Source organism: Pseudomonas sp. H3_E04, assembly GCF_054668915.1.
Genome location: NZ_CP162797.1, coordinates 3,784,278 through 3,807,020, shown reverse-complemented (window position 1 = coordinate 3,807,020; position 22,743 = coordinate 3,784,278). Strand labels below are relative to the sequence as shown.

General features: G+C 60.3%; 18 protein-coding genes and 1 tRNA gene. 3 read left to right on the top strand and 16 right to left on the bottom strand.

Going from position 1 to position 22,743, the window contains the following annotated elements; all coding sequences use genetic code 11:
* Positions 1 to 3: 3 nt before the first annotated feature.
* The 15 genes from AB4N53_RS17240 to rpsU form a co-directional block, all read right to left on the bottom strand.
* The gene (locus tag AB4N53_RS17240) at positions 4 to 1,803 is read right to left on the bottom strand and encodes an alpha/beta hydrolase family protein (RefSeq protein WP_460121892.1); all 1,800 of its coding nucleotides are present in this window, start codon (positions 1,801 to 1,803) and stop codon (positions 4 to 6) included.
* On the bottom strand, positions 1,769 to 2,929 hold the full coding sequence (gene pqqE, locus AB4N53_RS17235) for a pyrroloquinoline quinone biosynthesis protein PqqE (protein WP_460121890.1): 1,161 nt from the start codon (positions 2,927 to 2,929) through the stop codon (positions 1,769 to 1,771). The genes AB4N53_RS17240 and pqqE overlap by 35 nt, the downstream gene beginning before the upstream one ends.
* The gene (pqqD, locus tag AB4N53_RS17230) at positions 2,901 to 3,176 is read right to left on the bottom strand and encodes a pyrroloquinoline quinone biosynthesis peptide chaperone PqqD (protein WP_460121888.1); all 276 of its coding nucleotides are present in this window, start codon (positions 3,174 to 3,176) and stop codon (positions 2,901 to 2,903) included. The genes pqqE and pqqD overlap by 29 nt, the downstream gene beginning before the upstream one ends.
* The gene (gene pqqC / locus AB4N53_RS17225) at positions 3,173 to 3,925 is read right to left on the bottom strand and encodes a pyrroloquinoline-quinone synthase PqqC (protein ID WP_042606685.1); all 753 of its coding nucleotides are present in this window, start codon (positions 3,923 to 3,925) and stop codon (positions 3,173 to 3,175) included. Before pqqC ends, pqqD begins: the two co-directional genes overlap by 4 nt.
* A 139-nt stretch (positions 3,926 to 4,064) precedes the next feature.
* Positions 4,065 to 4,976, bottom strand: a complete 912-nt coding sequence (gene pqqB, locus AB4N53_RS17220) for a pyrroloquinoline quinone biosynthesis protein PqqB (RefSeq protein WP_460121885.1) — start codon at positions 4,974 to 4,976, stop codon at positions 4,065 to 4,067.
* A gap of 81 nt (positions 4,977 to 5,057) precedes the next feature.
* The gene (pqqA, locus tag AB4N53_RS17215; RefSeq protein ID WP_003444522.1) at positions 5,058 to 5,132 is read right to left on the bottom strand and encodes a pyrroloquinoline quinone precursor peptide PqqA; all 75 of its coding nucleotides are present in this window, start codon (positions 5,130 to 5,132) and stop codon (positions 5,058 to 5,060) included.
* Between the two features lie 156 nt (positions 5,133 to 5,288).
* Positions 5,289 to 7,700, bottom strand: a complete 2,412-nt coding sequence (gene pqqF / locus AB4N53_RS17210; protein WP_460121883.1) for a pyrroloquinoline quinone biosynthesis protein PqqF — start codon at positions 7,698 to 7,700, stop codon at positions 5,289 to 5,291.
* 38 nt (positions 7,701 to 7,738) lie between these two features.
* Positions 7,739 to 8,533 carry a carbon-nitrogen hydrolase family protein gene (locus AB4N53_RS17205; protein WP_460121881.1) on the bottom strand — a complete coding sequence of 265 codons (795 nt, stop codon included), beginning with the start codon at positions 8,531 to 8,533 and terminating at the stop codon, positions 7,739 to 7,741.
* Between the two features lie 12 nt (positions 8,534 to 8,545).
* Positions 8,546 to 10,228, bottom strand: coding sequence for a flavin monoamine oxidase family protein (locus AB4N53_RS17200; RefSeq protein ID WP_460121879.1), 1,683 nt, complete (start codon positions 10,226 to 10,228; stop codon positions 8,546 to 8,548).
* 216 nt (positions 10,229 to 10,444) lie between these two features.
* On the bottom strand, positions 10,445 to 10,906 hold the full coding sequence (locus AB4N53_RS17195; RefSeq protein ID WP_016772879.1) for an Lrp/AsnC family transcriptional regulator: 462 nt from the start codon (positions 10,904 to 10,906) through the stop codon (positions 10,445 to 10,447).
* Positions 10,907 to 11,413: 507 nt separating this feature from the next.
* A tRNA-Ile gene (locus AB4N53_RS17190) sits at positions 11,414 to 11,490 on the bottom strand.
* A 15-nt stretch (positions 11,491 to 11,505) separates the two neighbouring features.
* Entirely contained in the window at positions 11,506 to 15,252 is a 3,747-nt protein-coding gene (locus AB4N53_RS17185) for a bifunctional diguanylate cyclase/phosphodiesterase (protein WP_460121876.1), read from the bottom strand.
* Between the two features lie 125 nt (positions 15,253 to 15,377).
* Positions 15,378 to 17,225, bottom strand: coding sequence for an RNA polymerase sigma factor RpoD (rpoD, locus tag AB4N53_RS17180; protein WP_039757703.1), 1,848 nt, complete (start codon positions 17,223 to 17,225; stop codon positions 15,378 to 15,380).
* Between the two features lie 67 nt (positions 17,226 to 17,292).
* Positions 17,293 to 19,257 carry a DNA primase gene (gene dnaG / locus AB4N53_RS17175; protein WP_460125177.1) on the bottom strand — a complete coding sequence of 655 codons (1,965 nt, stop codon included), beginning with the start codon at positions 19,255 to 19,257 and terminating at the stop codon, positions 17,293 to 17,295.
* 486 nt (positions 19,258 to 19,743) lie between these two features.
* The gene (rpsU, locus tag AB4N53_RS17170; RefSeq protein WP_002551877.1) at positions 19,744 to 19,959 is read right to left on the bottom strand and encodes a 30S ribosomal protein S21; all 216 of its coding nucleotides are present in this window, start codon (positions 19,957 to 19,959) and stop codon (positions 19,744 to 19,746) included.
* Positions 19,960 to 20,158: 199 nt separating this feature from the next.
* On the opposite strand from rpsU, the gene tsaD reads away from it, so the two are divergent.
* Positions 20,159 to 21,184 carry a tRNA (adenosine(37)-N6)-threonylcarbamoyltransferase complex transferase subunit TsaD gene (gene tsaD / locus AB4N53_RS17165; RefSeq protein WP_460121874.1) on the top strand — a complete coding sequence of 342 codons (1,026 nt, stop codon included), beginning with the start codon at positions 20,159 to 20,161 and terminating at the stop codon, positions 21,182 to 21,184.
* A 23-nt stretch (positions 21,185 to 21,207) separates the two neighbouring features.
* Here tsaD and plsY read toward each other — a convergent pair whose 3' ends face one another.
* The gene (plsY, locus tag AB4N53_RS17160) at positions 21,208 to 21,777 is read right to left on the bottom strand and encodes a glycerol-3-phosphate 1-O-acyltransferase PlsY (RefSeq protein ID WP_460121872.1); all 570 of its coding nucleotides are present in this window, start codon (positions 21,775 to 21,777) and stop codon (positions 21,208 to 21,210) included.
* 74 nt (positions 21,778 to 21,851) lie between these two features.
* On the opposite strand from plsY, the gene folB reads away from it, so the two are divergent.
* Entirely contained in the window at positions 21,852 to 22,208 is a 357-nt protein-coding gene (gene folB, locus AB4N53_RS17155; protein WP_016772885.1) for a dihydroneopterin aldolase, read from the top strand.
* A complete protein-coding gene (gene folK / locus AB4N53_RS17150; protein WP_460121870.1) occupies positions 22,199 to 22,714 on the top strand; it encodes a 2-amino-4-hydroxy-6-hydroxymethyldihydropteridine diphosphokinase in 516 nt (171 codons plus the stop codon). The genes folB and folK overlap by 10 nt, the downstream gene beginning before the upstream one ends.
* Positions 22,715 to 22,743 lie beyond the last annotated feature (29 nt).

Sequence of the window (22,743 nt, the reverse complement as noted above, 5' to 3'; positions counted from 1 at the left end):
TTTTCAGTCAACCAGCCCCATCACCCGCCGATAAAACGTCCACTCCTGCTCCAATGCATGCGCCTGGTTGGCCGCGCGACGAAAGCCGTGGCGCTCGTCGGAGTAGTAATGCGCTTCGACCGGAATGCCGTTGTGCTCCAGCGCCGCGACCATGTCACGGGTCTGTTGCGGCACGACCACCGCGTCCAGTTCACCCTGAAAGAAGATCACTGGCACGCGGATATTGTCTGCGTGCAGCAACGGCGTGCGGGCGGCATAGCGTTCGGCATTCAGCTCCGGATCGCCGATCAGCCAGTCCAGGTAATCACCCTCGAACTTGTGCGTGGCCCGGGCCAGTGCGACCGGATCGCTGACACCGTAGAGGCTGGCACCAGCGCGGAAAACCTGCCTGAACGCCAATGCGCACAGTGTCGTGTACCCGCCCGCGCTGCCGCCGCGAATGAACGCTCGGTCGCCATCGATCAAACCTTGGCCAGCGAGATAACCCACCACTTCGCAGGCATCCTCGACATCCACCTCGCCCCAGCGCAGATGCAGCGCCTGCCGATATTCGCGGCCATAGCCACTGCTGCCGCGATAGTTGAGGTCGGCGACGGCAAAGCCGCGCTGCGTCCAGTACTGGATGCGTGGGTCGAGCATTGGATAGCATGCTGACGTTGGGCCGCCGTGGATGAACACCACCAGCGGCGGTTTCGCTTCACCGTTCATGGCCGGATAAAAGAAACCGTGCGCCTCGCCTGAGCCGCTTGGATAGCGCAAGGTTTGCGGACGGCTGATGCGTTCGGCGGGCAATGGCGCCACGCCGCCAGCGAGGACTTTCACTGCGTGAGAGACACGATCAATGGCAATCACTGCCGACGGGCTGACCGGCGATGCGGCAATGCAATAGATGAATTGTTGATCTATCGCCAAGTGGCGGAAGCGGCTGTAGTGGCCGCTGAAATCCTCATCGCCGAGGCGCAGGCGACCGAAACCACCCTCGCTCCAACTGGCTAAAATCTGATCGCCGACAGGTAACCAGGTGCAGCCGCCAAGCTGCCACGGCGCCGGCGCGTGATCGGCCTCGGCGCTCGGTAGCGCGTGCAAACCATCAGACGTTTCGCCCCACGGCTGCCAGTAGCCGCGACGATCCGTCAGGCAGTAGAGCCGGCCGTTCGCGTCGAAGCGCGGCTGCTGGATCGACTCCTCCATCTGCTCGCCGGCAACACATCGAGGCGCAGAAAAATCATCTTCCGCGACCATCAAACGCGTCGAGGTCCACGGCTGATGCGGTCGGCTCCATTCGATCCACGCCAGCCGCTGGCCGTCGGGGCTGAGCGTTGGTGACGCATAAAAATCCGTACCTTCGGCCAGCACCTGTCGCGTACCCGTCGCCAGATCAATCGCCACCAGGCGATGCCGATCCTGCTGCTCTTCGACCGCCAACACCCGACCAGCGGCGAATTGCAGATCGCCGTAGCGGCAGTCAGTCGACGTCAGCGCGACCGGCTCGCCATCCAGCGCCTGTCGGTACAACTGCTGATCCGCTTCATTGACAAAAACCACCCCGTCAGGCGTCAGACAAAACGCACCGCCGCCATATTCGTACACGCGGCTACGCACGCTGAAGCCGTCCGGCGTCAGACGTTTCGCCACGCCATCGCGCCAATGCCAGATTCGGCACGCGGCGTCCTCGGGGCGATATTCATTCCAGAACACGCCGTGGCCGCCGTGCTGCAGTTCGGCGAAATCGGTTCCGGCGGCGACGGCCTGGGCGGCGCTGAAAGGCTCAGCCCTTGGCGATGAGGCGTGAGTTTCGTTCATTGCGAAAGGCCAATTGTTCGATGGTTTGAGTGGCGGTCTCGGCTTCTTCGCGGGCCTGGAGAATCACACCATGATGTTCGGATTTGCTGCACACCGGGTCAGCGTTACTGGCGTCGCCGGTGAGCATGAAGGCCTGGCAGCGGCAGCCGCCGAAGTCTTTTTCTTTCTCGTCGCAAGAGCGGCACGGCTCGGGCATCCAGTCGTAACCGCGAAAGCGATTGAAGCCGAACGAGTCATACCAGATGTGCTGCATGCTGTGATCGCGCACGTTGGGAAACTGCACCGGCATCTGGCGGGCACCATGGCAGGGCAGGGCGGTGCCGTCCGGGGTGACGGTCAGGAAGATGCTGCCCCAGCCGTTCATGCAGGCTTTCGGGCGTTCTTCGTAATAGTCGGGGGTGACGAAAATCAGCTTGCACGGATGCCCTTCGGCTTCCAGCCTGGCCCGGTACTCGTTGGTGATGCGTTCGGCGCGCACCAGTTGTTCCCTGGTCGGCAACAGACCGACACGGTTGAGCTGCGCCCAGCCGTAGAATTGGCAAGTGGCGAGTTCAACGAAGTCAGCCTCAAGCGCAATGCACAGCTCGATGATGCGGTCGATCTTGTCGATGTTGTGCCGATGGGTGACGAAGTTCAGCACCATCGGGTAGCCGTGGGCCTTTACCGCACGCGCCATTTCCAGCTTTTGTGCGAAGGCCTTTTTCGAGCCGGCGAGCAGGTTGTTCACTTGCTCGTCGCTGGCCTGGAAACTGATCTGGATGTGATCGAGCCCGGCCTTTTTGAAGTCGCTGATTTTCTGCTCGGTCAGGCCAATGCCGGAGGTGATCAGGTTGGTGTAGAAACCTAGCTGCCGCGCTTCATGGATCAGTTCGGCCAGATCCTGACGCACCAACGGTTCTCCGCCGGAAAAGCCCAGTTGCGCCGCGCCCATCTCCCGCGCTTCGCGGAATACCTTGATCCACTGTTCGGTGGTCAGCTCTTTGCCCTGCTCGGCGAAATCCAGCGGATTGGAGCAATACGGGCATTGCAGCGGGCAGCGGTAGGTCAGCTCGGCGAGCAGCCACAGCGGCAGGCCGACTTCCGGTTTGGCCGGCAGATCAGCCAAGGGTGAGCCAGTGTTGCTCACGGGCAACCTCCATGAATTGCTCGACGTCGTCACCGAGCTCGGGCACGCCGGGGAACTGCTCGTCGAGTTTGGCAATGATCGCCGCGACATCGCGTTCGCCATCAATCAAGCCGCCGATCAGCGCAGCCGTTTCGTTGAGCTTGATCATGCCTTCCGGATACAGCAACACATGGCCCTTCTGCGCCGGTTCGTACTGGAAGCGATAGCCTGGGCGCCAGCTCGGCACTTTGCTGCGGTCGAAACTCATAAGGTGATTCCTTTATGCCAGACCCGTTGCTCGGTCACGCTGTGATACGGCGGACGGTTCAGTTCATAGGCCATGCTCATGGCATCGAGCATGCTCCAAAGAATGTCCAGTTTGAACTGGAGAATTTCCAGCATGCGCTCCTGGCCTTCGCGGGTCTTGTAGTGTTCAAGGGTGATCGCCAGCCCGTGCTCGACGTCACGCCGCGCCTGACCGAGGCGAGTGCGGAAATATTCATAACCGGCCGGGTCGATCCACGGGTAATGCTGCGGCCAGCTGTCCAGGCGCGATTGGTGGATCTGCGGCGCGAACAGCTCGGTTAGCGAGCTGCTGGCGGCCTCCTGCCAACTGGCGCGACGGGCGAAGTTGACGTAGGCATCGACGGCGAAACGCACGCCGGGCAGCACCAGTTCCTGGGAGCGCAATTGGTCCGGGTCGAGGCCGACAGCCTGGCCCAGACGCAGCCAGGCTTCGATGCCGCCATCTTCACCGGGCGCGCCGTCGTGGTCGAGCAGGCGCTGAATCCACTCGCGGCGGATTTCCCGATCCGGGCAATTGGCGAGGATCGCCGCGTCTTTCAGGGGAATGTTCACCTGATAGTAGAAGCGGTTGGCGACCCAGCCCTGAATCTGCTCGCGGGTCGCGCGGCCTTCGTACATCGCCACGTGGTACGGGTGGTAGATGTGGTAGTAGGCGCCCTTGGCGCGCAGGGCCGCTTCGAATTCGGCGGGGGACAGCGGGGTGTCGGTCATGTCTGTTCTCCGGGAACAACCCTGGAAATCTTTGGTGTCAGTGCTGGCCTCTTCGCGAGCAGGCTCGCTCCCACAGTCGATCGCATTCCATTGTAGGAGTGAGCCTGCTCGCGATAGACCGCGCAGCGGTCTCGATTGCTTAAAGCACGATGCTCATGCCATCAAACGCCACTTCAACATTACGCCGCGCCAGCTCGGCACGCTCCGGCGAATCCTCGTCAAGGATCGGGTTGGTGTTGTTGATGTGGATAAGCACCTTGCGCTGCTCGGGCAACTGCTCCAGCACTTCGAGCATGCCGCCGGGGCCGTTCTGCGCCAGATGGCCCATCTCGCGACCGGTGCGGGTGCCGACGCCACGGCGCTGCATTTCATCGTCATCCCACATTGTGCCGTCGACCAGCAGGCAATCGCTGCCGGACATGATTTCCAGCAGCGGCGCATCGACCTTGCCCAGCCCCGGCGCGTAGAACAGCTTGCCGCCGGTGTTGAGGTCTTCAACGATCAAGCCGATGTTGTCGCCCGGATGCGGATCGAAACGGTGCGGCGAATACGGCGGCGCGGCGCTGCGCAACGGTAACGGGGTGAAACGCAGGTTCGGGCAGGCCGCTACAGTGAAGCTCTGGTCGAGTTCGATGCGGTTCCATTCCAGCCCGCCGTTCCAGTGGGTGAGCATCTTGAACAGGGGGAAACCGGTGCTGAGGTCTTCGTGAACCATGTCCGTGCACCAGACCTGATGCGGGCAGCCTTCGCGCAGGCTGAGCAGGCCGGTGGTGTGGTCGATCTGGCTGTCCATCAGGATGATCGCGCTGATGCCGGTGTCGCGCAGGGCCCGGCCCGGTTGCATCGGGGCAAAGCTTTGCAGTTGCGCGCGGATGTCCGGCGAGGCATTGCACAACACCCAGTTCACGCCGTCATCGGAAATGGCGATGGACGATTGGGTGCGGGCCTTGGCATTCAGGCTGCCGTCGCGAAAGCCTGCGCAGTTGACGCAGTTGCAGTTCCACTGCGGAAAACCGCCACCGGCGGCCGAACCCAGAATCTGGACGAACATGAACGCTCCATCATTTCAACGCGGAAAATAAAACGCCTCGGCGAGCCGAGGCGTTGCACTGCGAATCTGCGTAAGCAGAACTCAGCGGCTGGCGAAGTACATGGTGACTTCGAAGCCGATGCGCAGGTCGGTGTAAGCAGGTTTGGTCCAGGCCATGAGATGTCTCCTTCTGAGGGTTGGGATAGCGCTATCCATAGTTATAGTCCACGGCAGCGCGGTGTTGTTCCAATTAGTTAGGCGGCTATGTTACTCAAAATTTCAACGGCGTGACCCGTGAATCTTTGAGAAAGCTCCTTGCAGCCTCGGTAATGATCAGTTTGTCGCTTGCCACGGCGCGCCGGGCATCGGTTCATTGGCCAGACAGTGGTAGCCGCCATCGGCATTGATCAGACGCTGCGCAGCGGCCAGCAAAGCCTGGTGATCCAGCTGCTGGATCGCTGTAACCAATTGCTCACGGTAATCCGACGAATGGCCGGCGAGTTTGCCCTGCCAGAACAATTCGGCAGCGTCTTTGGTGGACAGTGTCGCTTGATCGAATTGATCGGCGAGGTTCTGGCGTTGTTGCTCGAGGCCTGCGTCATCGAGCGTTTCGATCAGCGTGGGAATGCCGTTGCAGAACGCTTGGATGTGTTCCAGCAGGGTCGCCGCGGAGGCTGTCGGCGATTGCACGCCGAAGACGAGGGCGGTCGTGCCGTGCACCTGACGCAGCGCGCTGAACACGGCGTACCCCAATTGCAATTCGACGCGCAGGCGCTGGTAGAAAGGCGTCTGGCACAGCTGTGCGAGCAGGCGCCATGCGGCTTCATCAGCGATGTGTTTGCTGGCGGTCGGGCAGATGAGCAGCAGGGCGTGTTCGCTAGACGCCGTGTCGATCTGACTCCAGCGGTAATCGCCGTTGGTGCGCGGAGTCATCGGCAGCTGATTGTCCGGCGTGCCGGGAATGCGGCTCAGCGCCGGGCCCAGTGCTGATTGAGTTTGTTGGCCAAGCCCGAGAGCGAGGCCGTCCCAGCGCGAAGTTGTCCACAGCTGATTGGCGTCATCGCTGGCTTCAATCGTGGGCAGGCATTTTTCCGGTAACGCTTCGAGTAGTTGGCGGGTCGGCATTGACGGTATCTGCATCTCTTCGCGCGGCGAATCGGCGTCGATTATCGTCAGACATTTCAGCGCATGCTCGAGGACGCTGGGCATGGGCTCCTGTAAACCATTCATTTTCAGCAGCCATTGGTTGCCTGCGGCGCTGAAAGACAAGTCCACTCCGGCTTCGCACGCATCCTGTCGGGTCTGGCGCAGACTGCGCTGCAATCTGGAGCGCAGATCTGCGCTGGCCGCCGCCTCGACCTGCCAGCGCAGATAGATTGCGCCTTCATCGCTGTTGTCCGGCAGCGCCTGACTGAAATGCATCGGCGAACGTTCTCGGCGGCTTCGCGAGCGATCCTGGGCGAACGTGCGCAGGCCGCGGTGAGCGCTGGTCTGTCCGCGAATCAGCCCGGCGTTGGCCAGCGGTTCACTGGTGCGCAGGAAAGGGTTGGCGGCAGGCAGGTGCCAACGATCGCTGAAGTTATCCACAACACCGATTTCGCGAAGGATGTGCTCAAGTGTGGCAGCGCCGGATTCGGACAGGCTGGATGCCCGCTGCTCGATGTCGATTCGCGCCAATTGCAACGCGCCGCTGACTTGTTGCTGGCGCTGAAGTAGCGCGGCGTATTCCTCGCGCAACGGGGTCCAGTCCTGTCGGGTGAAAAAGCTCGCCCAGTCCAGCATTTGTTGGTGAATGGCGTTCAACTGCTTACCGTCGGCATGGAATTGCAGATGCAGCAGCGCTTGCCCGGCGAACTGATAGATCGGCGCGGCTTTCAGGCTGTCAGCCAGATTCTGCTGTTGCAGGTACGCGAGCAATCCACCGGGTTTGGCGCTATTCAACCAATGACAGAGGAAGGCCATCGCCTCTGCGGATGATTCGGGTAAGCCGTCGAAGGCGAACAACAGGTTCGCGTGAGCGCCGACCTGTTGATAACTTTTCACTGTCAGCGGAGGCGGTGCGGCCTCGGCAACTTTATCCCCAACCGGCAACACCGCTGCGAATTGCCGCGCCAGCTCCCGCAGTTCATCAATACTCTGCGGACCGACCAGGCTGAGGGTCATTTGCCCGGTTCGATAAAACCGCTGATGGAAGTCTCGCAGCGCCGTTTGAAACTCTGGCGACGCAACCTGCAAGCTGTCCCGATTGCCCGCATGAAACCCGCGCAACGGATGCTCCGCTGGTAAACCTTCATACAAGGCAAACTGCTGCTGCGCTGTCGGATCCTGCGACCAGGCGATAAATTCCGCCTGCAAAACTTCCCGTTCACGCAGTTGATCGTCCAGATTCATACGCGGCCGGGCGAGCATGTCTGACAGACGCTCTACCCCGTCGCTGAACAACGGCACGGGCAACTCAAAGAAAAAGTCCGTGGTGCGCTCGCGGGTGCTGGCATTCACCTGCCCGCCGTGACGTTGCACGTAGGCCATCAGCGCTTCGTCTGTGGGAAAACGCTCGGTGCCGAGAAACAGCAAGTGCTCAAGAAAATGCGCCAGCCCGGGCCATGCCAATGGCACGTCATGGCTGCCGGCCGCCACGCGCAACGCGGCAGCGCTGCGTTTGAGACCGGGCACGTGGCGCAGGGTCACGCGCAGGCCGTTGGCCAGGGTTTCAGAGTGGGGGCGGGGATGAGTCGGCGCAGGCATGGGCACTTCCAGAACAGTGAAGTGCCCATGCTAGCGGATTAGCGACGGTTGAGCGCGCCGTAAAGCTCTGGGCGGCGATCGCTGAGATAGCGGTTGGCCTGGCGTGAATCGTTCATCAGTTGTCGATCAAGCTCACCGACGATCAACGCCTCGTCCAGACCTGCCAGGGCGATACGGCTGCCGTCCGGTGCGGCAACGCTGCTTTGCCCGCAGTACTGGATATCGCCTTCATGTCCGCAGTAATTGGCATAAGCCACGTAACACTGGTTTTCGAAGGCGCGGGCCCGCACGGTGACGTCGGCGACGAAGTCGAACGGAATCATGTTGGCCGTTGGCACCACAATCAGCTCTGCGCCGGCCAAGGCCAGGCGGCGCGCGTTTTCCGGAAACTCCAGGTCATAGCAGATCAGGAAACCGAGCTTCCAGCCGTTCAGTTCAACCACCGGCAACTCCGCGTCGCCCGGGCTGAACATCGACCGGTCGAGGTCGCCGAACAGATGCGACTTGCGGTAATTGCACAGGCGTTCGCCGTGGCTGTCGATCAGTTGCACAGCGTTGTAGATCTGCCCGTCGGCGGTGCGCTCCGGGTAACCGTAAACAATCGCCAGACCCGCAGCCTTGGCAATCCGGCCGATCTGCTGCGCCCATTCACCGTTGTAAACCTCGGCCAGTGTGCTCACCGCTTCGGCGCCGATGTTGTAGCCGGTCATGAACATCTCCGGCAGCACCAGCAGATCAGCGCCCTTGGCCTCCATCGCCACCTGATGCAGGCGCTGCAGGTTGGCGGCGGGGTCCAGTGGCAGCGGTGGACATTGGTAAACGGCTACGCGCATCGGGGAATCCTCTTACTCGGGCAGGGCGATAGGGCCGATGTCTTTGAACACATCACCCGGGCCGGGGTTCTCTTTATGTGTCGAGCCGCCGAAATGTTTCATGATGCCCCACACCGCGTTGAGCGAAGTCTGCACTGCGCCTTCGACCCACGCCGGTGTCCACGACACGTCGTCGCCGGCGATGAAAATCCCGCGCTGTTCGGCCGGCATGTCGTCCTGCATGAAGTGCGCGTACATGCGCTGGTTGTAGCGATAATGGCCGGGCAGGGCGCCTTTGAAGGCACCGAGAAAGTACGGGTCGGCTTCCCACGACACGGTGATCGGGTCGCCGATGATCCGCGCGGCGATGTCGACTTTCGGGTAGATCTTCTTCAGCGCGTTCAAGGCGAGTTCAACGCGTTTTTCCACCGGATGCGGGAGCATTTTCAACGCGTCGCTCATCCACGAGTACGACAGGCAGATCACCCCCGGTTTGTCGTCGCCGTTGTCGAACAGATAGGTGCCACGGGTCAGGCGATCGGTGAGGGTCATGCTCATCACGTCGCGGCCGGTCTCCGGGTCCTTGTCTTTCCAGAATGGCCGGTCGACCATCACGAAGGTTTTCGACGACTGCATGTAGCGCGTGCGGTCGAGGGCCATCCACATCTTCTGCGAGAACAGGGTTTCATCGCATTCGATCTGAGTGGTCAGCAGCCAGCTCTGGCAGGTGGTCAGCACAGCGGCATATTCGCGGGTGTCACCGTTGTTGTCGGTAACGGCGAAACGGCCTTGCGGTGCGTGAGCGATTTTCTTCACACCGGAACGCGGCGCGCCACGGTGCAGGGATTTCAGGCTGGTGCCGGCCGGCCAGTGCACGCAGCGCTCCGGCACATGGCGCCAAATGCCCTGTGGCACCTGCTCGACGCCACCGACCACCAGGTGTTGGTGATCGTCGCAATTGGTCATCACCACGCGGAAGATTTCCAGCATCGAATTGGGGAAGTCCGAATCCCAGCCGCCGGTGCCGAAACCGACCTGGCCGAACACTTCGCGGTGCTGGAACGACAATTTGGCGAAGGCTTTCGAGGTGGCGACGAAGTCGTAAAAGGTCCGGTCGTCCCACAGCGGCACCAACTTGTTCCACAGCTCTTTCAGGCGCGGCACATCGCGATCGCGAATGGCTTGTTGGATATCGGAAAACTGCGAGCCTGCTTCCAGCGCATCCGCCCAGGCGTCAGCCACTTCCTGAAACAATGCAGGAAGATCCTTCAGACTCTCCGCGTAATAGGTCTCGCCTTCCAGGTCGATCACGGTGCTGCCAGACGCGCCGGTCAGCGGGTTGGGGAAAGGCTTGGTTTGCAGGCCGAGCTTGTCGACGTAGTGATAGAACGCGGTGGAGGACACTGGAAAGCGCATGCCGCCAAGCTCGGCGACGATGGCGTCGGTGCCGTTGAAGGCCTGCGAGCGCAGACGACCACCGAGTTTCGACGCCTCGTACACCACCGGCTTCAGACCGAGTTTCATCAGTTCATATGCAGCCACCAGACCGGCAATGCCCGCGCCGACAATCGCCACTTCAGCACCATGATGCTGCTCGGGAATGCTGCCCAGACCGGCGGGATGCTCGATCCAGTCGTCAAACGCGAACGGAAAGTCCGGACCGAAAATGGTGATGGGTTTCTTGCCGTCTGCAGGGTGACGATTGTTGTTGTTCATGGCTGACCTTGTTGGCGACCCGACGCAGGATTCGCGTCTGAGTATAGGAAAAGATGCCAGCCATTCTAGGGAGCGTAGAGCGCGTTAATAAGACGCAATGTGTCGTCGTTTTGCCTGAAGTTTGTGCAGACTGACGATTGCAGGCTGCATACCGACCAAAATGTGGGAGCGAGCCTGCTCGCGAAGAGGCCCGAGCCTCGATGCCTTGGCCAACGCTCAGACCGGCTGCCCGCGATCAATCTTGCTACTCAAAATGATCGAAGTCGTGGTTTTCTCCACCCCATCGACGCTGCCAATCTGATCCAGCAACTGATCGAGCTGCTCCGGCGAATCGGTGCGCAACCAGGCCACGTAGTCAAACTCGCCACTCACTGCACACAGCTGCTGCACCTGCGCCATCGCACTCAGGCGCCGCAGCACGTCCTTGCCGGAACGCGGCTGCACCTTGATCCCGACGTAGGCCTGCAAGCCACCATCGACCACACGCTGACCCAATCGCACGCCATAACCGGTGATCACCTTGGCTTTTTCCAGCCGGGCCAGGCGCGACGTCACCGTAGTGCGAGCGATGCCTAGCTGACGGGCGAGCATGGCCACGCTTTCGCGGGCGTTGATCTGCAGCGCGGCGATTAGCTGGCGGTCGATTTCGTCGAGGATGGGTTGGCGGGTGTCTGGCAAGGGCGGCTCCATTGGCGTTGTGTCGGAGTGAGGCGCACTTTACAGGCAAATTAGGAAAAGCTTTTGCGCCATAGCAAAGTGGTCACTGATGAATTTGATGAAAAAAATGTTCTGACAATTGATTTGACTTGTCTGCCCTGTTTCCCAACGAATGCCAACAAGAGCGCGAAATCTGCTGCCTTGCAGGGTGTTAGCAGATGTAGGTACCTCAGCGATGCTGCAACATCGGTGTCAGGTGAGACCTCTTCATCCCATTTCCTGGGGATGCAAATATCAGGATTTAGATGTTACGGGCAGCCTGATGGCTGCCCTTTTTTTGTCCGAAGGAACGTACCGCCTATACAAAAGCTCGCCTTTTCGATGCCTGTCCATGGCTCTCGCCGGAGCATGCATAAAATTCCAGAGAACGTGTCCATCCCGGATGTCCACAACCACAGGCATGGGATTAGCATGATTGGGAAATCAAAGCCCACAAAAAAGCCGCGCATCAAGCGCGGCTTTTCAATTTGGTGGGCCCACACGGACTTGAACCGTGGACCAAAGGATTATGAGTCCTCTGCTCTAACCAACTGAGCTATAGGCCCTCAGTAGGCCGCGGATTATAGCGACGGTTTCGCGGCTGTGCTATCCGAAAAATCCGATACGGTCACATGCAGAAACGTCGCGGCGAATTCGTCCGGGGGCAGCGGCAGGCTGACGATGTAGCCCTGGATCTGTTCACAACCTTCTGCGGCGAGAAATTGTTGTTGTGCCTGGGTTTCCACGCCTTCGGCGATCACGGTGAATTGCATGCTGCGGCCGAGCGCGATGATGGCGCGCACAATGGCCGCGTCGTGGGGATCGTCAGGCAGTCCGCGGACAAAGGATTGGTCGATCTTGAGGATGTCCAGCGGCAGGCGTTTGAGGTAGCTGAGCGAGGAGTAGCCGGTGCCGAAGTCATCGATCGCCAGTTGCACGCCGAGGTGTTTGAGTTGATGCAGCACCGCCAGCGCCTCTTCGGCCTGACTCATGATGAAATTCTCGGTAATTTCCAGTTGCAGTAAATCCGGCCTGAGCCGATTGTCCTTGAGCAGTTGTTCGATGCGCACCAACAGGTTCGGCTGGCGCAGTTGCGCGCCGGCGAGGTTCACCGAAAGCGGCCCGAGCGGTTGGTAGATTCGGCTCCACTCGAACATCTGCCGGCAAGCGGTCTCCAGTACCCAGTCACCGATCTGCAGGATCATTCCGTTTTCTTCTGCCAGCGGAATGAAATGCTCGGGCGGCACGTCACCGAAGGTCGGGTGGCGCCAGCGAATCAGCGCTTCTGCACCGACCAGGCTGTGGTCCACCAGGCTGATTTTCGGTTGGTAATAGAGAAACAGCTCATCGCGCTCGATGGCGCGGCGCAGTTCGTGTTCCAGCGCTATGCGTTCGCTGGCCTGAGCGGTGAGGTCGCGAGTGTAGCTTTCGACGCGGTTGCGCCCCTTGGCCTTGGAGCGGTACATCGCCGCGTCGGCGTTTTTCACCAGCGTGGCAACGTCGCAACCGTCGCGCGGATAAAGGCTGGTGCCGATGCTGGCGCTGATAAAGAACTCGTGTTCGCCGGCCTGGAACGGCGCTCCGAAGCAGTTGAGCAGTTTCGTCGCGATGTTGTCGGCGTCGCTGGCTTGCTGCAAGCCCGGCAGCAGGATGATGAACTCGTCGCCGCCCAACCGTGCGACCGTGTCGATATCGCGCAATTGTTCTTTCAAGCGTACGGCAATGCCCTTGAGCAACAGGTCGCCGACCGGATGACCGAGGCTGTCGTTGATGTGTTTGAAACGGTCGAGGTCGAGAAACAGCACGGCACCCTGGCCGCCATTTTCCTGCTGACTGGTCAAAGCCATTTGCAGGCGGCTTTCGAACAAGGTGCGGTTGGGCAGGCCGGTCAGCGGGTCGTGGTGAGCCTGGTAATCGAGTTTGGCCTGAGCGTGCTTGAGGCTGGAAATATCGGCAAACACCGCAACGAAGTGGGTGATGAATTTGTCGCGATTGCGCACGGCGCTGATGGTCAGCCAGCTCGGGTACAACTCGCCATTCTTGCGCCGGTTGGAAATCTCGCCTTGCCAGTGTCCCTCGTCGGTCAATTGGTGCCACATCGCCGCGTAGAAAGCGCTGTCATGCAGCCCTGACGCCAGCAAGCGTGGCGTGTGGCCCAGCGCTTCACTTTCGCTGTAACCGGTGATTTCGGTGAAAGCGCGATTGACGGCGCTGATGTGTTGTTGAGTATCGGTGATCAACACGCCTTCTGCGGTGCTCTCGAAAACCGTCGCCGCCTGCTGCAGTTTTTCCTGCATGAGATGGCGTTCGGTGATGTCGCGGGCGATGGTCAACATGCAGTCTTCGTCGCCGATCGGCAGTGGACGGCTGGAGACTTCACACAGGCGAATCTGCCCGTCGCTGCGACGGATGTGGCAGGTGAAGTCGCGGACAAAACCGTCGCGTTGCAGCAGGTCGATCATCTGTTTGCGTTCGTTGAGATTGACCCAGATGCCCAGATCCAGCGTCGAACGATCCACTGACATGGCGCTGTTGAAACCGGTGATGCGGCTGAAACCTTCGTTGACCTCCAGCAGCAGGCCGTCGCTCTGGCGTGACAGCAGCAAGCCGTCCGGCGAGGCATGGAAGGCCTTGGCAAACTTTTCCTCCGATGTTTGCAGTTGCTGTTGGGTTTCCTTGAGCTGGCTGATGTCGCGCACCACAACCACCAGCGCCGGGGTGGTATCGAGGTCGAAGGGCTCGGCGGAAATCAGCCCGGTGAACAATTGGCCGTTGTTGCGGCGAAAGGGCATTTCCAGGTTGCGGATGCTACCGGCCTGCAAGCGCTGCAACAGGCCTGGTCCGACTCCGGGAATGCCCCAGATATTGAGGTTGGTGGCGGTCTGGCCGATCACCTCCTCGGCCCTGAGCCCGATCTGCTCCTCGAAGGCCTCGTTGACCTCCAGCAGGCAGCCGTCGGACAGGCGCGCAATCACCAGAATGTCCGGGCATTGCTCGAACACCGAAGCGAACTTCTGCTCGGACAGGCGCAATGCCTCTTCAGTGCGCTTGATCTCGCTGATATCGATCATCAGCCCGCGCATCACTGGCTCGTGACCGTGCTCTATCAGGCTGACGATATCGCGCACCCACAGGCAGCGACCGTCGGCGGTAATCACGCGGTAGTCGACGATGTGATCGCGGCCCTGGCGCAGCGCTTCCTTGCAGTAGCTCTGCGTGCGGGTCAGGTCGGCGGGGTGAATGATGTTGTGCCAGAAGCCCGGAATCAGCCAGTGAGATTGTGGATAACCGAGCAAGTCTTCAGCGTGCGGCGAGACATAGCTGTAGGTGAAGTCGCTCATCCGCGCTTCCCAGGCAATCGCCGACAAACTTTCCACCAGGCCGCGGTAGTGATATTCGCTGCTGCGCAGTTCCTGCTCGAGGTCGATGCGCCGGGTGATTTCCGAACTCAGACGGCGGTTGATGCGAATCACCACGGCAAGGACTGTTATCAGCAGCAACAGGCCGGGCAGGCCGTACATCAGCAGATCCGACCAGAACGTGCGGTGGTCGAGCACGTTGCCAACCCAGTGTTCCTGAATGCTGCTGATTTCCGCCGGCGTCATGTCGGCAAGAACTTTGTCGAGTATCCCCACCAGCACCTTGTTGTCGCGGGGCACGGCCATCGCCAGTTGATACCGATACGGCGTCTCGCCGCTGACGTAGAGGCCGTCAAGCTTGAGCTGGCGCAGGCTCCAGACGCTGGAAGCCAGATCGCCGACTACCGCGTCCACTTCATCAGTCGCCAGGGCTTGCAGCGCTGAACTGACGTTGGGCATGGCCACCAGATTCAGATCGGGATGGTGAGTACGCAGTAATTCGTGGGGGGCGTAGTTTTCCACCACGGCGATTTTCAGCCCATACAGATCGTCGAGTTTGCGCGGCTGGGCGCCGCCGACATGGGCGAGGATGACGATCGGGAAGTCGAGGTACGGCCGGGTGAATGACAGATAATTCTGGCGCTCCGGCGTGGACATGATTCCCGGCAGCAAATCGATCTTGCCTTTTTTGACCTGCTCCAGCACCACCGTCCAGCTTGCCGGTTCGATGGGCGTCAGCTTGATCGCCAAACGTTGGCGAATCACGTCGATATAGTCAGCGGCCAGACCCTGATAGCGGTTCTGATCGTCACGAAATTCGAAAGGCGGCCACGACGCGTCGACACCCAGGCGCAAGTCAGGGTGAGCCGCCAGCCAGCTGCGTTCTTCATCGGTGAGAGTCAGCGCGTCAGCCGTGGCGGTGCAGATCATCAATGACAGCAGAAAAAGCACGGGCGCCAGTCTGGGCATAACGCTCTCGTCAGGGCTTGGAGTGATTGTTTCGAGTGTAGACGGGGTACGCGGCGGGGAGGGCGGAGCGGGGAATTTAATCTGCCATAAAACAGAACCCCCGGCCTGGGCCGGGGGTTCTGGTATCACTCGTCGAGGAAGGAGCGCAGATGCTCGCTTCGCGTCGGGTGGCGCAGCTTGCGCAGCGCCTTGGCTTCGATCTGACGGATCCGCTCACGCGTTACGTCAAACTGCTTGCCCACTTCTTCGAGCGTATGGTCGGTGTTCATGTCGATACCGAAGCGCATGCGCAGCACCTTGGCTTCACGGGCAGTGAGGCCGGACAGTACTTCGCGAGTCGCTTCCTTCAGACTTTCCACCGTGGCGACATCGATTGGCGACTGCATGGTCGAGTCTTCGATGAAGTCGCCCAGATGGGAGTCTTCGTCATCACCGATCGGGGTTTCCATGGAGATCGGCTCTTTGGCGATCTTCAGTACCTTGCGGATCTTGTCCTCAGGCATTTCCATGCGTTCGCCCAGCTCTTCCGGGGTCGGTTCGCGACCCATTTCCTGCAACATCTGCCGGGAAATACGGTTGAGCTTGTTGATCGTCTCGATCATGTGCACCGGAATACGGATGGTGCGCGCCTGGTCGGCGATCGAGCGAGTGATTGCCTGACGGATCCACCAGGTGGCATAGGTCGAGAACTTGTAACCCCGACGGTATTCGAACTTGTCCACCGCCTTCATCAGACCGATGTTGCCTTCCTGGATCAGATCGAGGAATTGCAGACCGCGGTTGGTGTACTTCTTGGCGATCGAGATCACCAGACGCAGGTTGGCTTCAACCATCTCTTTCTTCGCGCGGCGGGCCTTGGCCTCACCGATCGACATGCGACGGTTGATGTCCTTGATTTCCGCGATGGTCAGACCGGTCTCGGTTTCCAGCGCAATCAGCTTCTGCTGGCAACGGATGATGTCCGGCTGCACGCGACCGATGGCCTCGGCATACTTGCTCTTGCCTTTGGCCAGAGCGTCGGACCAGCTTTCGTCGACTTCATTGCCCGGGAACTGACGCAGGAAATCGGCGCGCGGCATACGTGCATCACGCACGCACAGCTGCATGATCGCGCGCTCTTGCTGACGCAGACGATCCAGGGCACTGCGCACACGCTCGACCAAGGCTTCGAATTGCTTCGGCACCAGTTTGATCGGCATGAACAGCTCGGCCAGGGCCAGCAACTCGGCAACCGCAGCCTTGTTGTGACGACCGTGCTTTTTCAGGGCCTTGCGGGTGATCTCCATCTGGTCCGCCACGGCGCCGAAGCGCTGTGCAGCGATGACCGGGTCCGGACCGCTTTCGGCTTCTTCTTCGTCATCGGAAGATTCGGCTTCATCGTCGTCGGTATCGTCGTCGGCCTTGACGGCCTTCGGATCGACCGGCGGCGGCACTTCTGCCGCAGGCGGCGCGATGCCGTCATCCGGGTCGATATAACCGCTCAGGACGTCGGACAGGCGACCACCTTCGGTGGTGACGCGGGTGTACTCGGAGAGAATGTGGTCAACCGTGCCAGGGAAGTGCGCGATTGCGCTCATCACTTCACGAATGCCTTCTTCGATCCGCTTGGCGATTTCGATTTCGCCTTCACGGGTCAGAAGCTCGACCGTGCCCATTTCACGCATGTACATGCGCACCGGGTCAGTGGTGCGACCGATATCGGTCTCCACCGCCGCCAACGCAGCGGCTGCTTCTTCCGCAGCGGCCTCGTCGGTATCGGCGTCGGCCAACATAAGGGCGTCCGCATCCGGAGCACTCTCGTGTACGGGGATCCCCATGTCGTTAATCATGCGGATGATGTCTTCCACCTGCTCCGGATCTGAAATATCCTCGGGCAGGTGGTCGTTGACCTCGGCGTAAGTCAGATACTTCTGCTCACGACCCAGTTTGATCAACTCAATAATACGAGACTGCTGTTGCGCTTTTCCGGACATAACACCCTATCCACTGAAGGTCTTGGCGGGCAAAAAACAAGCCGAGGATTATACCTGAGCTATGACCTCACGCGCCAGTTGAGGTCGGGTTTGATGCGGAAACATTGCGACTTAAAAGGTCGCGCAGTTGATTTTTCTCTTCGACGCTCAGTTCGCTTTGCCGCGCTTTCCTGAGTAACTGTTCGAGATTTCGCTCGCGTTGGCGGGCGGACAAGCTAGTAATGGTGTCGAAAAACTGTTGTTCAAGGTTATCTCCGTCAATCAGCCATTCCTTTTCTGCCAGTGCCTTGAGCAAGCGACCCTGTTCAGTGCCGTGCCATCGCGCGATCAACTGAAATGAGTTTAGCTTGGGATTCTTCTGTACGGCTTCGAGCAGCGCCACAAGCAACTGGGCGTTGGTCTGATTTTCATCGGCAATATGTCCGGCGTCTTCGACGCGCTTGGCCAGTTGCGGATGATGGAGCAATGTTCTCAATGCCGTCAGGGTCGGCGATTCAACGCCAATCGGCGTGCGCGGGCGCTGCTGTTCGCGATCGCCACCACGCTTGCCGTTCTTGTCCCACGGTTTCTTGTCCCACTTCTTGCCGCCGGCGCCGGGTTTCTTCGGCGTCCATTCCTGCTGCGGCGCGTACATGTCCTGTGCCTGCGGCTGATGGTAGTCGCTGTAGTCCGGCATGACGTCGTAATCGAAGCCCGGATCGTAGGCGGGCGGTGCTTCCTGCGGTGCACTCTGAACCAGTTGGCTGACGGTCTCGCTGCTCAGGCCGGTAATCTCGGTCAGGCGCTGACGCATGAGAATGCGCAGGTTCGCGCCCGGCACCTTGTCGATCAGCGGTGCGGCAAGGGTGGCCATGTGTGCCTTGCCCTCGAGCGAGCGCGGGTCGGCCTCTTCGGTCAGTTGCTGAAAAAAATAATCGGCCAGCGGCTGCGCGTGCTGATTGATGCGCGCCTTGAATGCGTCAGTGCCTTCGGCGCGAACCAGGGTGTCCGGGTCTTCGCCTTCCGGCAGGAACAGGAATCGCGCGCGACGACCGTCCTGTAGGCATGGCAGGGTCGCTTCCAGTGCGCGCCACGCGGCGTTGCGGCCTGCCTGGTCGCCGTCGAAGCAGAACAATACGTTCGGGACGACGCGGAACAGGCGTTTCAAATGTTCTTCGCTGGTCGCGGTACCCAGCGTGGCGACGGCATTGCGCAAGCCTTGCTGGGCGAGGGCGATGACGTCCATGTAACCCTCGACAACGATGATTTCATCGAGGTTGCGATTGTTCTTGCGTGCTTCATAGAGGCCGTAGAGTTCCTGGCCTTTATGGAATACCGGGGTTTCCGGTGAGTTCAGGTACTTGGGCTTGTCGTCACCCAGTACGCGGCCGCCGAAGGCGATGATCCGCCCACGGGTGTCGCGGATCGGGAACATCACGCGATCACGGAAGCGATCATAGCGCTTGCCGGTTTCGGCGTTCTCGATCAGCAGGCCAGCTTCGATCATGGCTTTCTGTTGCAGCGTGTCGCTGCTCAGATGCTTGAGCAGGTTGTCCCAGCCCGGCGGTGCAAAGCCGAGGCCGAAATCCCGAGCGATCTCGCCGGTCAGGCCGCGGCCCTTGAGGTAATCCACCGCAGCCTTGCGCGACGGATGACTCTTGAGTGCCTGCCGGTAGAAGTCGGCGGCGGCAGTGAGCAGCGGATACAGCGGCGAATCGGTCGGCTGACGCGGCTTGCGCTCACGGCCGCTTTCTTCACGGGGGATTTCCATGCCGGCGGCTTTGGCCAGATCTTCGACGGCCTGGGGGAAGTCCAGGTTGTCGTGATCCATGAGAAAGCCGAGGGCGTTGCCGCCGGCGCCGCAGCCGAAACAGTAATAGAACTGTTTGTCGGGGCTGACGCTGAACGACGGGGTTTTCTCTTTGTGGAACGGGCAGCAGGCGGTGTAGTTCTTGCCGGCCTTCTTCAATTGCACGCGCGAGCTGACCACGTCGACGATGTCGGTGCGGTTCAGCAGGTCGTCAATGAAGCTCTGGGGAATCAGCCCGGCCATGGCATTCTCGTCGTCTGCGCTGCAATAAATCTGTTGCGACAGGCTGTCGGACGCGGGCCATTGCTGGAAACGCACAAAAAGTGCGGCTCGACCGGTGTCGTCTGCGTGATCGCTGTCGGGAAGTGTATCTGCCGAAAATCCACTGACGTTAGTACCTATCAGTCTTCGACTATGTGAAAGTGTTGCGCTGAATCCGCTGACGGCCGGTTGTCGGCCTCGGATAGCTCAATAAAGCGGGCACGCATGCAGGTGCCTTGGGCTGATCGTCGTAAGAGGAATCAGTGGGTGTGCTCGTCAGTAGCCTTGAAAGGCTCGTCAGAAAAGACGTGCACCGCTGGCAAAAGAGCCAGGCCTGACGCGGTGAAGCAGATTTGTCTCGGTCGCATCGGCGGCGTCGACGGTGAAGCATCAAGCGTTTTACGCAAATGCCATTAGCCCGGCTGAGGGCCGGGCTTAGGCAAGAAGCTTGCTACGAACGTCTGTGGATTAGTACAGACGAACGGCGCGGCGCTGTTCGCGCTGAACTTTCTTGGCGTGACGCTTAACAGCGGCTGCTGCCTTGCGCTTACGCTCAGAAGTTGGCTTCTCGTAAAATTCGCGGCTACGAACTTCAGCCAGTACACCGGCTTTTTCGCAGGAGCGCTTGAAACGACGCAGAGCTACGTCGAAGGGTTCGTTCTCTTTTACTTTGACGGCTGGCATCCAGAGCTACCTTCATTCATTACCGGGGTCAACATCCTCGCGGCAAAAGAGCACTTGAAGACGTCGGTTTTTAAGGGTTGCGGATGTTAACCCCTCATCGCTCGGAATGCAAAGCCTCTGATCGAAAACCGCTGGTCGGGGCATCACGTGGCGACTATTATGCGCGCCTTCGAATTCAGCCTAAACAAGGCGCAAACCCATGCTAGTACTGGGATTAGAAACCTCCTGCGACGAAACCGGCGTCGCATTGTATGACAGTGAACGCGGCCTGCTGGCCGACGCGCTGTTCAGTCAGATCGACCTGCACCGCGTCTATGGCGGTGTGGTGCCGGAGCTGGCTTCGCGTGACCACGTCAAACGCATGCTGCCCTTGATCCGTCAAGTCTTGGCCGAGGCCGACTGCGTGCCGACCGAGATCGATGCAATCGCCTATACCGCAGGTCCTGGCCTGGTCGGCGCGTTGCTGGTCGGTGCTTCCTGCGCGCAGGCGCTGGCGTTTGCCTGGGGCATTCCGGCTCTCGGTGTGCACCACATGGAAGGCCACTTGCTGGCGCCGATGCTGGAGCCGAAACCACCGGAATTCCCGTTCGTCGCTTTGTTGGTTTCCGGTGGTCATACCCAGTTGGTTCAGGTCGACGGCATCGGCCAATACAGCCTGCTCGGCGAGACGCTCGACGATGCGGCCGGTGAAGCCTTCGATAAAACCGCGAAAATGATGGGCCTCAATTACCCCGGCGGGCCGGAAATCGCCAAGCTGGCCGAGAAAGGCGTCGCAGGTCGTTTCACCTTTCCGCGTCCGATGTGCGATCGCCCGGGTCTGGATTTCAGCTTCAGCGGCCTGAAAACCTTCGCCCTCAATACCTGGCAGCAATGCGTCAGCGCCGGGGACGACGGCGAGCAAGTCCGTTGCGACATCGCGCTGGCGTTCCAGCAGGCTGTGGTGGAGACTTTGACCATCAAGTGCAAGCGCGCCCTGAAACAAGCGGGCATGAAGCGGCTGGTGATTGCCGGCGGCGTCAGCGCCAACAAGGCGTTGCGGGTTTCGCTGGAAAAGATGCTCGGTGATATGAAGGGCGATGTGTTCTATGCGCGCCCGGAGTTCTGCACCGACAATGGCGCGATGATCGCGTTTGCCGGTTGCCAACGCCTGAAGGCCGGTCAGCAGGAAAGTCTGGCAATCACCGTGCAGGCACGCTGGCCAATGGAGCAGTTGTCGGCGTTGTGATGAGCGACGCTCATGGACGGCAGTCAGAAATGCCGTTCGCGCCCGGCAAACAGGTCGCGTAGATTGCCGCGATGGCGCCAGACAATCAGCAAGGTCAGTGCGCTCATTGGCAGCAAGGCTTCCGGCTCTTGCCAGGCCAGCAACGGCAGTGTCAGTGGCGTGGCAATCAGCGCCGCCAGCGAGCTGGTGCGGGTCAGGTAGAACGTCAGCAGCCAGGCACATACGGCCAGCAGCGCGGCGGATGGATACAGGCCGAGCAGCATGCCGGCGGCAGTGGCAACGCCTTTGCCGCCACGAAAGCGGAAGTACAGCGGGAACAGGTGACCGATCACGGCGCATACGCCGATCCAGGCCTGATCCTGCAGCGAAAGGCCCGCACTGGAGGCGATCAGCACCGGCAGCAGGCCTTTGCATAGATCACCGAGCAGGGTCAGGATCGCCAGTTTGCGACCGGCCAGGCGCAGCATGTTGGTGGCGCCGGCATTACCCGAGCCACTCATTCGCGGATCCGGATTTCCGGTGAGGCGGCTGAGCAAAATGGCGAAGGACAGCGAGCCGAGCAGGTAGGCGAGAATCGCCAGTAACCAAAACATGCTAACTATTCCGGGCGAGGACGCCCTGATTCTAACGGCGCATCGCGCCCTTGTCGTGCAGCGGAGAGAAGTGCTTGGACAGAGTGTTTATCGAGGGCCTGGAAGTCGACACCGTGATCGGTGCCTATGACTGGGAGCGCGGCATTCGTCAGTGCCTGCGTCTTGATCTGAGCTTTGCTTGGGACAATCGTCCGGCCGCCGCCGGTGACGATCTGACCCTGGCGCTCGATTACGCCAGTGTTTCCACGCGCATTCAGGCCTTTGCCGAGCAGGCGCAGTTCCAGCTGGTCGAGACCTTTGCCGAGCGTCTGGTTGAGGTGCTCATGGCCGAATTCAAGATCACCTGGGTGCGGCTGAAACTGACCAAGCCGGGCGCGGTGCCGGCGGCCAAGGGTGGTGTGGGTGTGGAGATCGAGCGCGGATGTCGCTGACTCAGGTCTATCTCGGGCTCGGTAGCAATATCGAGCGCGAAACCCATTTGCGCGCCGGTCTCGATGCGCTGGCCAAGTTTCTGGTGGATATCCATTGTTCGGCAGTGTTCGAGAGCCAGCCGGTGGGGATCAAGAGCGGGCCGTTCTTCAATTTCGTGGTCTCGGCCTACACCGACTTGCCATTGATGGAGCTGGATAGGCGCTTGAAATTCATCGAGGCGGATAACGGGCGTTATGCCCCTGATCGCAAGGGCTTGCCGCTGGATATCGACGTGCTGCTGTATGGCGATCTGGTGGGTAATTTCGATGGGTTGATTTTGCCGCGTGCGGAAATTCTGAAAAATGCCTTTGTGCTATGGCCGCTGTCGTTGATTGCGCCGGATCGGGTGCACCCGGGGGTGGGCCAAAGCTTTGCGACGTTGTGGGCTGAGGCGCAAATTGATCAGGTGTTGGCGCCGGTTGCATTCGAATGGAATGGGCAGCAATTGACTCCGTCGAATCTTTAAAGCAAAAGATCGCAGCCTTCGGCAGCTCC

Excerpts from the sequence above, each read along its gene's own strand:
- AB4N53_RS17240 (WP_460121892.1), bottom strand. The coding sequence starts at position 1,803 with ATGAACGAAACTCACGCCTCATCGCCAAGGGCTGAGCCTTTCAGCGCC.
- pqqD (WP_460121888.1), bottom strand. The coding sequence starts at position 3,176 with ATGAGTTTCGACCGCAGCAAAGTGCCGAGCTGGCGCCCAGGCTATCGC.
- pqqC (WP_042606685.1), bottom strand. The coding sequence starts at position 3,925 with ATGACCGACACCCCGCTGTCCCCCGCCGAATTCGAAGCGGCCCTGCGC.
- pqqB (WP_460121885.1), bottom strand. The coding sequence starts at position 4,976 with ATGTTCGTCCAGATTCTGGGTTCGGCCGCCGGTGGCGGTTTTCCGCAG.
- pqqF (WP_460121883.1), bottom strand. The coding sequence starts at position 7,700 with ATGCCTGCGCCGACTCATCCCCGCCCCCACTCTGAAACCCTGGCCAAC.
- AB4N53_RS17205 (WP_460121881.1), bottom strand. The coding sequence starts at position 8,533 with ATGCGCGTAGCCGTTTACCAATGTCCACCGCTGCCACTGGACCCCGCC.
- AB4N53_RS17200 (WP_460121879.1), bottom strand. The coding sequence starts at position 10,228 with ATGAACAACAACAATCGTCACCCTGCAGACGGCAAGAAACCCATCACC.
- AB4N53_RS17185 (WP_460121876.1), bottom strand. The coding sequence starts at position 15,252 with ATGCCCAGACTGGCGCCCGTGCTTTTTCTGCTGTCATTGATGATCTGC.
- rpoD (WP_039757703.1), bottom strand. The coding sequence starts at position 17,225 with ATGTCCGGAAAAGCGCAACAGCAGTCTCGTATTATTGAGTTGATCAAA.
- dnaG (WP_460125177.1), bottom strand. The coding sequence starts at position 19,257 with ATGGCCGGGCTGATTCCCCAGAGCTTCATTGACGACCTGCTGAACCGC.
- rpsU (WP_002551877.1), bottom strand. The coding sequence starts at position 19,959 with ATGCCAGCCGTCAAAGTAAAAGAGAACGAACCCTTCGACGTAGCTCTG.
- tsaD (WP_460121874.1), top strand. The coding sequence starts at position 20,159 with ATGCTAGTACTGGGATTAGAAACCTCCTGCGACGAAACCGGCGTCGCA.
- plsY (WP_460121872.1), bottom strand. The coding sequence starts at position 21,777 with ATGTTTTGGTTACTGGCGATTCTCGCCTACCTGCTCGGCTCGCTGTCC.
- folK (WP_460121870.1), top strand. The coding sequence starts at position 22,199 with ATGTCGCTGACTCAGGTCTATCTCGGGCTCGGTAGCAATATCGAGCGC.